The organism is Butyrivibrio sp. (assembly GCF_017635265.1).
GTDB lineage: Bacteria > Bacillota > Clostridia > Lachnospirales > Lachnospiraceae > Butyrivibrio.
This window is the reverse complement of sequence record NZ_JAGBLU010000141.1, coordinates 62,786-76,863: the sequence shown is the minus strand read 5'-3', so window position 1 is coordinate 76,863 and position 14,078 is coordinate 62,786. Positions and strand designations below refer to the sequence as shown.

At 39.0% G+C, this 14,078-nt stretch carries 12 protein-coding genes; 7 read left to right on the top strand and 5 right to left on the bottom strand.

Annotated features, from left to right (window positions below):
• Positions 1–3 precede the first annotated feature (3 nt).
• On the top strand, positions 4–1,161 hold the full coding sequence (locus J6O61_RS18465) for a glycoside hydrolase family 88 protein (protein ID WP_292215779.1): 1,158 nt from the start codon (positions 4–6) through the stop codon (positions 1,159–1,161).
• Between the two features lie 2 nt (positions 1,162–1,163).
• Here the strand turns inward: J6O61_RS18465 and J6O61_RS18460 are convergent, their stop codons facing one another.
• Positions 1,164–1,949 carry an AraC family transcriptional regulator gene (locus J6O61_RS18460; protein ID WP_292215778.1) on the bottom strand — a complete coding sequence of 262 codons (786 nt, stop codon included), beginning with the start codon at positions 1,947–1,949 and terminating at the stop codon, positions 1,164–1,166.
• A gap of 122 nt (positions 1,950–2,071) precedes the next feature.
• On the opposite strand from J6O61_RS18460, the gene J6O61_RS18455 reads away from it, so the two are divergent.
• From J6O61_RS18455 to J6O61_RS18440, 4 genes are all read left to right on the top strand, one after another.
• Positions 2,072–2,992: an ABC transporter permease gene (locus J6O61_RS18455; protein ID WP_292215777.1), complete on the top strand. Its 921-nt coding sequence runs from the start codon at positions 2,072–2,074 to the stop codon at positions 2,990–2,992.
• A 16-nt stretch (positions 2,993–3,008) separates the two neighbouring features.
• Complete coding sequence (locus tag J6O61_RS18450; protein ID WP_292215776.1) at positions 3,009–3,905, top strand: carbohydrate ABC transporter permease; 897 nt, start codon at positions 3,009–3,011, stop codon at positions 3,903–3,905.
• A gap of 85 nt (positions 3,906–3,990) precedes the next feature.
• The gene (locus J6O61_RS18445; protein WP_292215775.1) at positions 3,991–5,688 is read left to right on the top strand and encodes an extracellular solute-binding protein; all 1,698 of its coding nucleotides are present in this window, start codon (positions 3,991–3,993) and stop codon (positions 5,686–5,688) included.
• A gap of 13 nt (positions 5,689–5,701) precedes the next feature.
• The gene (locus J6O61_RS18440; protein ID WP_292215774.1) at positions 5,702–6,628 is read left to right on the top strand and encodes a family 43 glycosylhydrolase; all 927 of its coding nucleotides are present in this window, start codon (positions 5,702–5,704) and stop codon (positions 6,626–6,628) included.
• Here J6O61_RS18440 and J6O61_RS18435 read toward each other — a convergent pair.
• The 4 genes from J6O61_RS18435 to J6O61_RS18420 form a co-directional block, all read right to left on the bottom strand.
• Positions 6,621–7,481 carry a hypothetical protein gene (locus J6O61_RS18435; protein WP_292215773.1) on the bottom strand — a complete coding sequence of 287 codons (861 nt, stop codon included), beginning with the start codon at positions 7,479–7,481 and terminating at the stop codon, positions 6,621–6,623. The genes J6O61_RS18440 and J6O61_RS18435 overlap by 8 nt on opposite strands.
• Before the next feature lie 7 nt (positions 7,482–7,488).
• Positions 7,489–9,099, bottom strand: coding sequence for an extracellular solute-binding protein (locus J6O61_RS18430; protein WP_292215772.1), 1,611 nt, complete (start codon positions 9,097–9,099; stop codon positions 7,489–7,491).
• 143 nt (positions 9,100–9,242) lie between these two features.
• Positions 9,243–10,139, bottom strand: coding sequence for a carbohydrate ABC transporter permease (locus J6O61_RS18425; protein ID WP_292215771.1), 897 nt, complete (start codon positions 10,137–10,139; stop codon positions 9,243–9,245).
• On the bottom strand, positions 10,139–11,077 hold the full coding sequence (locus J6O61_RS18420; RefSeq protein WP_292215770.1) for an ABC transporter permease: 939 nt from the start codon (positions 11,075–11,077) through the stop codon (positions 10,139–10,141). Before J6O61_RS18420 ends, J6O61_RS18425 begins: the two co-directional genes overlap by 1 nt.
• Positions 11,078–11,286: 209 nt before the next feature.
• Here J6O61_RS18420 and J6O61_RS18415 point away from each other — a divergent pair, with 209 nt between their 5' ends.
• Positions 11,287–12,534 (top strand): helix-turn-helix domain-containing protein, encoded by a 1,248-nt coding sequence (locus J6O61_RS18415; protein WP_292215769.1) that lies wholly within the window; start codon positions 11,287–11,289, stop codon positions 12,532–12,534.
• A 10-nt stretch (positions 12,535–12,544) separates the two neighbouring features.
• A complete protein-coding gene (locus tag J6O61_RS18410; RefSeq protein ID WP_292215768.1) occupies positions 12,545–14,077 on the top strand; it encodes a glycoside hydrolase family 28 protein in 1,533 nt (510 codons plus the stop codon).
• The last annotated feature ends 1 nt before the right edge of the window (position 14,078 follow it).

Below are 14,078 nucleotides of genomic sequence, written 5' to 3'. Positions count from 1 at the left end.
AATATGAACGAGAAGTATAGAGAATGGGCGGAGAAGGAACTTATCAAAGTAAAGGAAAAGATTGAATGGGTTTCCGACAACAACAAGTATAAGCTTCCTTATACAACAGACGAAAAAGGTGTTTACGATAACAGAGCGGATTCGGAGAAAAAATTCAGGATAGATGACGGAATTAATTGGTGGACTAACGGATTTTGGGCAGGAATACTATGGCTCATTTATCGTGACACCGAAAATCCCAAATATCGGGAATATGCAATAATTCAGGAAGAAATGCTAAGGCCGGCATTTAACATGTTCTATGGGCTCCATCATGATGTGGGATTTATGTTTATTCCAAGCGCAGTGGCGGACTACAGGATAACTGATGATGCCAAAGCAAGAAGAACAGCTCTTCATGCGGCAAGTCTTTTGGCCGGAAGATTCAACGAAAAAGGAGGATTCATAAGGGCATGGAATGACCTTGATGATTGCGATACCAGAGGATGGGCTATTGTAGACTGTATGTTTAACATATCACTCCTGTTCTGGGCAAGCAGAGAGACAAAAGACCCAAGATATGCCCACATAGCAAAAGCTCACGCTACTACCGTCATGAACAGTTTTGTAAGAGAAAACGGTTCAGTATGTCATATTGTAGAGTTCGATCCGGAAACAGGAAAAAGAATAAAGAGTTATTGCGGTCAGGGGTATGCACACGGAAGTTCCTGGACAAGAGGCCAGGGATGGGGACTGTATGGGTTTACCAGTGCTTACAGAAATTCAGGAGATAAAGCATATTTAAAGACTGCAGAAAGGATTGCTGATTACTGCCTTACAAGAATTGATGATAGTGGAATCATACCGGTAGACTTTGACCAGCCAAAAGAACCTGCATATGAGGATTCATGCGGAGCCTGTATAATTGCCGGCGGACTTATTGACTTATCTGAACAAATTGAAGATGAAAAAAAGAAAAAGAAATACTTAGATACTGCATTTAAGATCATTAAAACCATAGCAGAAAAAAGAGCAGATTACAGCAGGGACTGTGAAGCAATCGTAAAGAACTGTTCCGCTTCATACCACAATAAGAAACACCATGAGACCATGGTGTATGCAGATTATTTCTATATTGAAGCGCTTTATAAACTTGCAGGATCTGAATTTGTAATGTGGTAAATCTATCTCCAATTGCTATTTCGATAATCTGTAGGAGTCTGACCAATAAATTTTTTAAACTGCCTCATGAAATGCAGGTCATTTTCATAACCGCATATATCTGCAATTTCTTTTATGCTAAGGTCAGTAGTGGTCAGGTAATACTGAGCCGAGCGCAGACGCGCCGATATTATATCCTTTTGGCAGGAGGTATCAAAAAACTCTTTATACAAGTGTTGGAAATGAGAAACACTTATATAAAGTTCATCAGCCAGAGCATTGATCGACCAGTTATTGGCAGGGGAATTATAAATGGCAGTTCTGATCTGTGAAAGCTCTAAATAAAGCTTTGGTGCTCGCTCAGTCGGAACTGTTGAAAACTGCTCTTTTACCAGCAACAAAAAAAGATGCATGTAGTGGTTGGTCAACGAAGCGGTATATTCTGAATTTTTGTGAAAAGACTTGGACATGAGTTCTACAACATTAGTCAGACTTCTGAAATCATAGGGGTAAAGTACCTTGGATGTTGGGATAGAGAGCTCGTCAAAGAACTCCTGATCCTCTTTATCAAGCCTGAAGTGAATCCAGTCATCATTATAGCCAACTTCATCCCTGCCATATTTGATAGGGGATTTTGGCGGAAAAATTATAAGCATATTGGGTTTGGTCTGGATCTTTTTACCATCAATTTCAAACCAGGCATCAGTCTTGACCAAAAGAGCTAAATATTCGTCAGAAGTCAGATTATAAGAGATATTGCAAGGCTTTTTGTGATTAGAATCATAACCGCAGATTGATACCGAAATCATTTCTTATCTCCAAATAATTGCATAATAAGTCAGTTAATAATCATATTAGAACATAGTTTTTACCATGTCAAAAAGATTACACTATAACTACTTTAAGGAATAAAAGTAACAAGGGGGTTACGATGAATAAAGTAAAAAGCATCTTTGCAGAGCTGCATAAAAATAAAGTTCTGTATCTGATGATGGTTCCAACTATTATATGGGTTACTGTTTTTTGCTACGTGCCAATGTACGGTGTGCTGATAGCATTTAAGGACTTCAGCTATAAAAAGGGAATTTGGGGCAGTACATTTGTTGGACTCAAGAACTTCGAATTTCTTTTTCATTATAAAGGTGTGGGAAGAATCTTTTTTAACACAATATTCTTAAATGTTCTTTTTATCGTTACAGGGACAATTCTATCTATTTTCTTTGCCCTGATATTTGCAGAGATAAAAAACAAAGTATATAGCAGAGTGGTTCAGACAATAGCTATTTTCCCTCATTTTGTTTCATGGACTGTAGTAGCAATGTTCCTTGGGGGAATCATTGGGGGAAGCGGTAGATTTACACACTGGATCATAGAACATGGCGGAAATGATCCTCAGTTTTATAACAATGCTCTTTGGTGGCCGCTGATACTGGTAGTGCTGAAGATTTGGCAGGGCGTAGGCTACGGAACAATCGTATATGTCGCTGTGATCACAGGATTGGATAAAGAAATATATGAGGCGGCGAAAGTCGACGGTGCAAGCAGACTTCAGATAATCCTAAAGATCACGCTTCCTCAGCTCAAAGTAACAGCTATTATGCTTACACTCATGAGTATTGGCAAGATTTTTAATGGTGACTTCGGAATGATATATGCAATTGTGGGCGAGAATTCTCAGCTTTACGCCACAACCGATGTTATAGATACATTTGTTTACAGAGCACTTCGTGAGCTTAACAATCTTGGCATGAGTACCGCAACCAGCTTCTTCCAGTCTATTGTCGGACTTGTTATGGTGTTTGTAACAAATGCTATCACTAAGAAAATTGAGCCGGATGCGGCAATTTTCTAAGGAGGGAAGGTTATTTATGGGGCATAAAGTGGATAAAAAGAAAACATCAAATGATATAGTCTTTGACATTTGTGTTGGAGTGATTGCAGCAGCATTTTGCGTTATGTGTCTATATCCATTTGCAATCATCATTGGCAGCAGCTTTGAAACAGAAAAGAATTTTGGATTATATGGTTTCTCTATTTTTCCCAGGGACTTTACTACTAAAGCATACAGTATGGTTTTGGGAGACTCGCAGATTTTTAAGGCATACGCAGTGACTATAGGAACTACTGTCATTGGAACACTGATATCAATGTTTTTGACAATTACTATGGCGTATCCATTATCACTTAAAAAAGTTAAATATCGCAATATAGTTACATTCTATGTTTACTTTACTATGTTGTTCGGTGGCGGACTGGTGCCAACATATCTTTTGATAAGTAAGACTCTAAATATGAAGAATAATCCGATTGTTCTTGTGCTTCCTGTTGCCTTTGTGGCATGGAACATGTTCCTTATGAGGAACTTTTTTGCAGCACTTCCGTCGGAACTTGCAGAATCGGCCTATATAGATGGAGCAAATGATATACAGATTCTTACAAAGATCATTCTACCGGTTTCAGTTCCGGGAATAGCAACAATCAGTCTGTTTTATGCTCTCAATTATTGGAATCAGTGGTTTAATGCCATGCTTTATATCGAGAAATCAGATTACTATCCTTTGCAATATCTTTTGATGCGAATGCTTAGAAGTGTGGATTCCATGCGTGAGATGGCGCGCAGCACCGGAATATCAATGGGGGATATTCCTCAGAATTCACTTCGTATGGCTACAACTGTTGTGGCCATAGGACCTGTTGTTTTACTCTATCCATTTGCACAGAAGTATTTTACAAGTGGCTTAACAGTGGGTGCGATCAAGGGGTAATGTAAGGCATCGGAACGGGCATTAAATGCAGGAAATCTTCCGTGAGGATCCAGCGGATGATATATATGATGTTTAGGAGGGTACTATGAAAAGGAGAAACACAAACTTAGCAAAAAGAGTAACTGCTACAATTATGGCAGCTGCAATGGTTATGGGGGTTGTTGCATGTGGGAGCGCAGAGAGCAGTCAGGAGATTGGCAGCGATACTTCTTCACAGGCAGCAAACAGCACTGAAGCCGGAGAGAGCAATGTAGAATCATCGCCAATCACAAAAGATGTCACGATCAATATTCGTGTAATGAACGAAGTAAAAAATGTGGACAAGGTCATTGCAAAGTATGAAGAAATGGTTGCAGATGACCCTGTAATGAGCAAAATTCATCCAAATATTGAGTATGTTATCGGCGCGGATTACAAAGATAAGCTGAATATGGCGTTGTCTGCGCAGGAAGATATTGATCTTATGTTTTGCGGTTCATGGTTTGGTCTGACCAAATTCATTCAGGAAGGGGATTTTGCTGATCTGACAGGATATTTTAACAATGATGAATTCCCCGGACTAAAAGCAGCATTTTCAGGGCAGTTTCTGGATGCTATGACATCATACGTCCGTCAGGAGGATGGCTCTTACACTAAAGGAATATATGGCATCAATATGGCCAATGCTTATGAAGACAGCCGTGGATTTATGTATCGTGAGGACCTTCGTCAAAAATACGGTTGTGATGAGATTACAGATCGTGACAGTCTGATGGCTTTTGTAAAGACTGTTTGTGAAAATGAGCCTGATATGATGGGAGTAAATCTATGGAATTTCTTTTACCTTGACAGCCCTGTGTATACCGGAAAGCACGACAATGTATTTAGCCAGGATTCTACACAGGTGTTCGGGGATCAGACCAGAATATTTGTGGGTTTAAGCGAAGATCATACGAAAGTGTTAAATGTGGTTGTTGCCGGAGACAGCGAGGAAGAATTTGCCAAGATGCCAGAGGGCTATCAGTATGATTTCATCACTGAATACGCAGTAAAGCGTACCGAGTGGAATCCATATCTTAACCCAAGTCGCGGAGAAACAACACCTGTGGAGAAGCCGGCTGCAATTTCCTACAGCGCACTCAGTGAGTTTGAGAACAGGTCAAAAGAGGCCATGGAAAATGTGCCTGAGTCTGAATGGAGATTCTACGTTATTGATGATGCTCAGAGAAACAAGGAGGAAGGTGCTGTTATCTGTGATATAGCAACCAACAACTGGCTTGTTGTTCCTGAGTGGTCAGATAAAAAGCTTGCAACTATGTATTTCCTTGATTGGATGTTTGGTTCTAAAGAAGCGCATGACCTTTTCCAGTATGGTATTGAAGGAGAAGACTGGGAAGCAATTGGCGATAATGGTATGAAGAATACTGATATTTCAGATGAGGAAAAGTATGTTATGCCCGGTTATTCTTTTACCTGGAATCCAAATTATGTAAGATATAGTGAGATGGTATTAAACAATGCAGAACTTAAGGCAGACTTTGATTATGCATATTCAGATTCTACTTATCAGCTGAGCCCGCTTGCCGGATTTTCATTTGATGCTTCAAATGTTGAAACTGAAGTGGCAAATATTTCAGCTCTTTCTAATGAGCTTCGTTTGAACATCTCACTTTATGAGGCAGATGAGGCAGTGGAAAAACTACAGACATGGCATGCTGATGCAGAGGCAGCAGGTCTTGAAACAGTCCGCCAGGAACTCATTACTCAGCTCCAGCAGTTCTTGGATGCTAAAAATAATCAGTAAAGAGACGGTAAACATGGAGTCAACAAGAAGTTTTTTGATAAATGGCGATATCTGGAAGGATACAGACGGCAATAAAATCCATGCACATGGAGGCCACATTCTCTTTTGGAATGGAGTGTATTACTGGTATGGGGAAAACAGGACAGAGAACAGGTATGTAAGTGTGTATGCGTCAAAAGATCTGATGAACTGGGAATTTAGACGCGATGTACTCACAACGGCATCGAAATGCATGGAGCACAGGGTAAAGACGGATCTGTCTCTTATCACAGAAAAAGGGAAAAAGATAAACATAGAGCGACCAAAGGTCGTCTATAACAAAAAGACAGGCAAATTTGTGATGTGGATGCATGTCGAAAATGGTGTTGACTATAGCTTAGCCGCTTGTGGAATTGCTATTTCAGATACGCCGGATGGGGAATTCACTTATCTTGGGGCATTTAATCCTTTTGGGTATATGTCCAGAGATTGTACACTTTTTGTGGATGATGATGACACTGCCTATTTTATCTCTGCATCAAGAGATAACGCAGATCTTCACATGTACAGACTTACAGATGATTATCTAAACGTTGATGAGCTGGTTAATAAACTGTGGCAGGGCGAGTACAGAGAAGCTCCTGCAGTTGTAAAAAGAGAAGGTATTTACTATATGTTCAGCTCGTATTGTACAGGTTGGGCGCCAAATCAGTGTAAGTATGCTACTGCAGACAAGATCGATGGCTCTTGGTCCACGCTGACCAAGATAGGGGATGAAACTACATATCGCACACAGCCTGCCTTTTTCCTTACTGTAGTAAACACAGGAAACATTTATTATTTTTCTGACAGGTGGAATGGCAAAGACTATGATGATTCACGATATGTAGTTCTTCCTTTAATATTTGATGCCGACAAAAAGCCCATACTTAAATTTCAGGATAAGGTTGCTATTACATGATGCTGAAAGCTTTTTTGAAATTCCAGTTTTCAATGAGAGCGATAGAAGCACCAAAAGTGTAATTGGATTCATCATCTCCATGGAAGAACAAAATGTCTTTATCATGTTTTGGATTACGTTGCAGAATAAAGCCGGCTGTAAGGCGATCTTTTGCCCAGGGATAGGCTTCCTGATTTAAAGTGGTAGTTCCAAAGTCTTCAAAGTCGCTAAAATTATCGGTTTTTAGAAGGCCAAGTCCATTTTTGGGGGAGTGGAGAATATAGTAGGAAGATCCTTCTTTTAAAACGCATACATTTTCTCCGCATCCTGAACAGTTGCCAAGATACTCCCAGGTTATAAGATCTTTCGATTTGGAAAAAGAGACACCGTTCTGTTTATAAAAACATAAGAATTCATCACCGCTTTGAAGAATATAAGGATCTATCATCCTTCCCATTTCTCCTACAGGAATATCTCCTTTTACCTTGAGTAGTTCAGGAGTGGTCCAGTGAATAAGATCCTTACTGTGGATAATGAATATACGACTGTTTTCGTTTCCATAGGTCTCACCATCTCTTCTGGGATAAGTTTGAATACACATATGGTAAAGGTTGTTTTGGAAAAAAACATTTCCTGGCGAGGAATAATTATATTCTGAACCTTTAGGAGATAGGATTCTTGGGGCAGACCAGTTTTTAAGGTCATGGCTGATGCTTTCTGCCAGATAGAAGAATTGTCCATCATCTTCATTCTGAACCAGGCTGTAATATAAGTGGTAAATGCCACCGGATAATATGGCGCAGGGGTCTCTAAACCCCTGCGCCTTTGTCTGTGGCAGAATAACTTTTGCATTAGAATTAATATTTTTGCTCATATATTTATCACCTATAGAGTTCGTAAGCCTCAGTAAATTCATCAATTACATCCTGACCACCATCAGCAAGCCACTGATCATAGGCAGCCCAATATCCATCTTCGTCGATTGATCCAATTACGAAGTTTACTGCTGCATCCATCATTATAGCATCAAGTTCACTGCTAAGGTCATTATATGTGGCAGATGTAAGACCTGCAGAATCATCAAGAACGGCATAATCCATTCTCTCTTCAATAGTGTCATAGAGGGAAATAAGCATTTCATTATCGTCATCTTTGCGTACATAGTCAGCCGCCGGAAGAATCTGATTTATGTCACCTTTTTGGACATCGAGAACAAGACTGCCATTCTCTGTAGTAGTAAGAGTTCTTACACTGTTTACGGTTTCATAAGTAAGCCCTTCAATACCATAGTTTAAAAGATCCTGATATTCATCAGTACACATTGAATCATAGAATGAAAGTACTCGTCTTAGTTCTTCTTCGGACTGGATGGCTCCGTCTCCATATTTAGGGAACATAACAAGTCCGTTATATCCGGTAGTAGAGTGAATTCTTATAGTGTCCCCTTTGTTTTGGGTAACAGCACCTAAAACTTTACTCTGTGCTGTGTCAACAGCCTGCACAAGACCACTCTGAAGACCTTGAATGTCGTCAATAACACAAAATACTGCACCATAGTTTCCGGCCATATATTCAGTTTTTCTATCTTCAGCAGTAATTTCATTAAAGTTCTTATTCATTACGCCGTTATCATAGAGTTTTTTGATGAACTTAAGGGCATTCATATACTCTTCGGTGCCAAAGTCAGGGACCATTTTTCCGTCGATATAACCCCATGTGTTGGGAGCACCAAAAGAAACGGCAAGAGTCTGGAAGCCGTTCCATCCACGATTTCCGGTACCTACATAACTTGTTACAACACCATAAGTGTCATCAATGCCGTTTCCATCGGGATCGTCATATGTGAATGCATACAAAACGTCATAGAGCTCATCAAATGTAGTTGGCATTTCAAGCCCAAGATTATCAAGCCAGTCCTGACGAATAACGCCGCCGTTTCTTGGAAGGACACGAAGTCTCGGAATACCCCAGTTCTTTCCTTCAATTGCAGAAGTTGTCCATCTGTCTTCACCTACAAATTCATAAAGGTTAGGATAGTCTTTTATTATGTCTGTCAGATCCCAAAAATCTTCGTCTGCGATCATATCAAGAATTCCCTGATTTTTAAGAACACTACTGTTAGCTGCAATGACCATTGGAAGATCTCCTGACGCAATAGTAGTTGTGATCTTATCTACGTATGACTGTGTTGGAACAAAGTTTACATCGAGGGTAACGCCGAGGTTATCTTTTATGTATGTATACCATTCATCTGAAAGGTCTGGGGCAGAATCGCTAAATAGTTCCTGCATCATAGTGATGGTTATTGGTTCAAGAGATTCAGATTCTGCTTCAGTGTTTGACTGCGTGGCAGTCTCACTTGTTTCAGTCTGGGGTTCGGAAGATGATGTCTCAGACTGTGCTGTGTCAGTAGTTTCGCTGCTACTGCATCCTGATACAATCCCGATACATAAGCTAGCGCTAAGAAGTGTTGCCAAAAGTTTCTTTTTCATTAAAAGCCTCCTTTATAGATAAATATATTTGTACTCGTAATGAGTAGCATCCTTTTTACAGTTTTAATAAGGAAGTTAAATCTCGGTTCACTCGATTTAACATGTTCGAGCCAGCTTCGAAAAACTCAGCAGGTTCTCACAGCTCAACCCTTCACGGAGCCGACCATCATACCTTTTTCAAAAAATCTCATGATAAAAGGGTACACACATAAGATAGGAACAGTTGCGAAAATTATTACTGCATAGTTAATAGTTGAAGGTGCTATAAAGTTCGTGGTTTCAGTAACATCAGAAACACCGGCAGACAAAAGAACTATCTGACGCAGCCAGACCTGTATAGGCCACATGTTCATATCGTTCAGGTAAATCGTTGCATTGAAGAAATCGTTCCAATAACCTACTGCATAGAAAAGTCCAAAGGTTGCAAGACTTGGCTTGATCAGTGGAAGAACTATCTTGTAAAAAATAACAAAATCATTGCAGCCGTCGACCTTAGCAGCCTCCAGGAGTTCACTTGGGAGGGCCATTATATTGGTTCTTATCAGAATCATGTTGTAGGCACTAACGAGTCCCGGAAGCCACAAGGCAAAGTAAGTATCAGTCAGTTTCAGACCGGATACTACAAGGTAGGTAGGAATCATTCCTCCGGAAAAAAGCATGGTAAAGACAATGAGCTTATTTATAAAGGCTCTTCCCCACATATCAGGTTTTGAGAGAGAGTAAGCCATCATAACAGTTACAGTAAGGCTAAGAGCTGTTCCAATAATGGTGATAAGAAAAGATCTTCCAATACTTCCTATTAGCATTTTGCTCTTGATTAGAAATTGATAAGCTGAAAGATCAAAGCTTGTCGGATATATGAAGAATCCTCTTGTGTTTACATCTGCAACGTTTGATACAGACGCAGAAAAAACATAAAGAAATGGCGAAAGGCATATAAAGGCTATAAAGAAAAGCAACAATATGTTAAACAAATCAAATATTTTGCTTCCGGTAGACTCTTTTACCTTTGTTGACGATGCCGATTTCATAGTTGTCATTAGTAAACTCCCTCCTCTCCGGCTTTTTTTGCAATCTTATTCACTGTTACTACGAGGATCAGACCAACTACAGATTTGAACATACCGATTGCAGTACCATAGCTGATCTTTCCGTTTTGAAGTGCTACCTGATATACATATGTATCAAATACTTCTCCGACTGATCTATTGCTTGAATTAAGTGCAAGAAGAATTTGTTCAAATCCGGTATTTAAGAAGTTACCCATACGCAAAATGAGCTGAATGATTATTGTGGGCTTCATGGCAGGCAGTGTAACGTGAAGCGTCTGCTTCCACCTGTTTGCACCATCGATTTTTGCTGCTTCGTAAAGCTGTGTGTCTACTCCAGCCAAGGCTGCCAGGAAAATGATTGTTCCCCAGCCGAATTCTTTCCACATCTGTTCACCTGTGATCAACCCTACAAAGGTGTTTTCATTGGATAAAATGTTAACGCTTGTCCCGAACGCTTTGTTGATCATCTGTGTAATTGCACCATCCTGAGTGTTGAAAAGTTCGACAACTACACTGGCTACTACGACCCAGGAAACAAAGTGAGGAATGTAAATAACACCCTGTATCACGGATTTGTAACGCTTGGATTTGAGTTCGTTTATAAGAAGCGAGATAATAATGGGAAGTGGGAAGAAAAAGATGATGTTACAGACAGCCAGTCGCATAGTGTTAATGAATAAAGTGCTAAACTTGTTGCTCTGAAAAAATTTGGCAAAGTGTTCAAAGCCAACAAACTGACTCCCCAAAACACCTTTGGTCAGCCTGAATTCCTGAAATGCAGTTATCAGGCCAAACATTGAGCCGTACTTAAATACAATGAAGTATAAAAGTCCCGGCAGCATCATGAGATAAAGTATCCAGTACTTTTTTAGGCTCCTGGAAAAGCTTAGTTTTCCGGAATTGTTTTTTGCTTTATTTTTGATCATATAATAACCCTCCAAGGGGTATTATATATGCAGTAAAGTTTACTGAGGGCATCCACAAAGTCATAAATACATTCAAAATGTATCAAATTAATGTCAAAATGTAAGAAAAGATTTCACTATGACAGAACTTACTTGCAGAACTGGAATAAATATATGTAAACAGATATACTAATAAACAATTTTGAGAATTTTGTATTAGGGTTAGCATAATGGAAAGAAGAAAAACATTTAGGGAATTACAAAAAGAAGATCAGATGATGAGGATTCTTGAAGATTACACGTTATCAGGACTCGTGAGAAAAAGATTTACGGTAAAAGATCTTGATAAGGACTTTTTGGAGTACCTAAAAAGAGAAATCTCTTTTTCCAAATATGTAATTATGGTAGTAAGACTTGAAAACGCTGAAGAGGAATTGATTGGTGAAGAGCCAAATGTATTTGAACTGTTTCCTTTTTATGAATTTGATGAGATGCTTCAGCAGGCACTTACAGATGAATATAGTTTTCTTTTCTTTGAAGTAAACAGTAACCCTGTCTATATCATCAATATCGGTGAAAGCAGCATAAATGAATATAAAATAAATTTGCGTGATGCTATGCAGATAATTATTGGTACGTATAGAAAGAAATATATGTTGGAAGCCATAGTTACTTGCAGTGAAGTGTATTCCGGCATTGAAAACATAGTTATTGCATACGAAGAGGCGAAAGAGATTCAGCAGTTTGTATCTGTGTCAGGCCTTAAAGATGTTCACTTTTATGATGAATCAGAAAACTATCATTTAAAGCCTATACTTCCTGTTGAAGAAATCGATAAAAGACTTGTCAATCTTACTAGAACCGGTGACAGAGAGGCACTTCACAACTTTTTAAATTTGATAATTGATGATTGGGTAAAACAGGGGATATCAATATATACAGCGCAAGGAATTGCATGCAGTATATTCTGTCAAATGTCTACCGCCATGGAAAGCTACTATGATTTCGATAGTGTAGAAGATTTTCAAAAAACTTTGTCAGGTATAGTAAAAGAGAAATCTATCGAAAAATTAAGGAAAACATTACTTTGTTATGCTGATAAGTACTGTAGCCAAGTGCAGCAACTAAGCATGAACTATCAAACGCAGGGAATAATAAACAGAATTGAAAAAAGTATGGGAGAGTATCTGTTTGACGAAGGATTGAATATATCTTTTCTGGCAGAGAAGGTTGGCTTGAATGCCAAGTATATGGCTGCGCTGTATGAAGAACGAACTGGCAAGAACCTCCTTGAAGTTATAAATCGAAAGAGAATAGATAGGTTTAAAGAACTTATAAAAGATGGAACAACAATAAAAAAAGCTGCTGAAGAATGTGGTTATTGTAGCATGGTTACATTGAACCGGTGGTTTAAAAAAATAGAAGGCACGACTCCCGGAAAAATCAAGGGAAGCTATAGCTATATTAGTCGAACATAAAAGGAGGAGAATGGTGAAAACTAAGGATAAAGCAACTTTTCCGGATAACGGGGTGATCTATGAGGGGGATTATTATAGGGGAATACCTTTTTTTGATTACCTTCACAAGCAGGAAATACCAGATGAAAAAATATATGATATCAGAGACTTTGGAGCTGTCGGTGACGGAGTCACATTATGCACCGAAGCAATTAATGATGCTTTAGAGGCTGCAAGAGAAAATGGCGGAGGGACTGTTCTTATAGATGGAGGATTATACTGCTCGGGGACTTTAAGAATCTATAGCAGAACTAAGCTTTTTATAACAACCTCGTCAGCCCTGGTTGCATCAAAAGATCTATCACAATATACGGATGCTTTTGTAATTATGGATAACGCAGATAACTCAATGATATGCGGAGGTGGAAGGATTATAGGAAATGGAGAGTACTTTGTGTATCCACCACTAAAAAAACCAAGACTGGAGCCCCTTGATAAGATAAAACTACCACCGGTTTTATATGATCCAATGGGATATCCTGTGGATACGATCAGATACGAGATCAGGAGCAGAATACGGTATGCAGAGGACAGATATGGCTATGGACTACCCAAAATTCAAAGGCCAATGTATATGGTTTGGCTTCATAATTGTAATCATTCAGGTGTTTCAAATATATGTCTTGAAGGAGCAATGGATTGGAACCTTTGCGTAGATGGATGCGACAATATTGAAATTAAAGATGTCGTAATCAACGGAAATAGGCATGTGGCAAACACAGATGGTATTGATGTTATGGGGAGCAGTAATGTGGATGTAAGACACTGTTTTGTTTCTTGCGCAGATGATGGACTTGTTGTGAAAGCTCCGAGAGGCCATGAGCATGATGGGATAAATGTTTCGGATGATAGTAAAATGGGAGGAACGCATCATGTTCATTTTGAGGACTGCGTAGTTCTTACTGTAGCCAACTCTTTTAAAATAGGCACAGAGACATTTTATGACATAAGTGACATATCAGTGGAAAACTGCCATTTTATGCTTCCGGACATATATCCCGGAACATGCTCTGGGATTGCAATAGAGTCTTCGGATGGAAGCAATGTAAGTAATGTCAGAGTAAAAAATATAACTATGGATAATGTGAGCTGTCCTTTATTTGTATGTCTCAACAAGAGGAATAAGTTTGGATATGTAGATGAACAGGATAAAGAGAAGAGATATTTTGGCGGTTCTATAGAAGAGGTGACTATCGAAAATGTCAAAGCTGTAAATGCAGAAGTGCCATCTATTATTACCGGCTATAGGATGGAAGACGATAAAGGCAAAGATTTAGGAAAAATAGATATAAAAAGCTTTTCTGTTGAATACAGAGATGATATTGAAGAGATAAATCTTTTGTCGAGTATACATGAAAGTGTAACAGATTATCCTGAAAATAACAGTTTTGGTGATGTTCCTGCTTACGGGATATTTATCAGGCATGCGCCATATGTTACTTTAGAAGATATAAACATTGTACCGAGAAGCATGAATACAAGAGAATGTATTGTGAAGTGTTAAA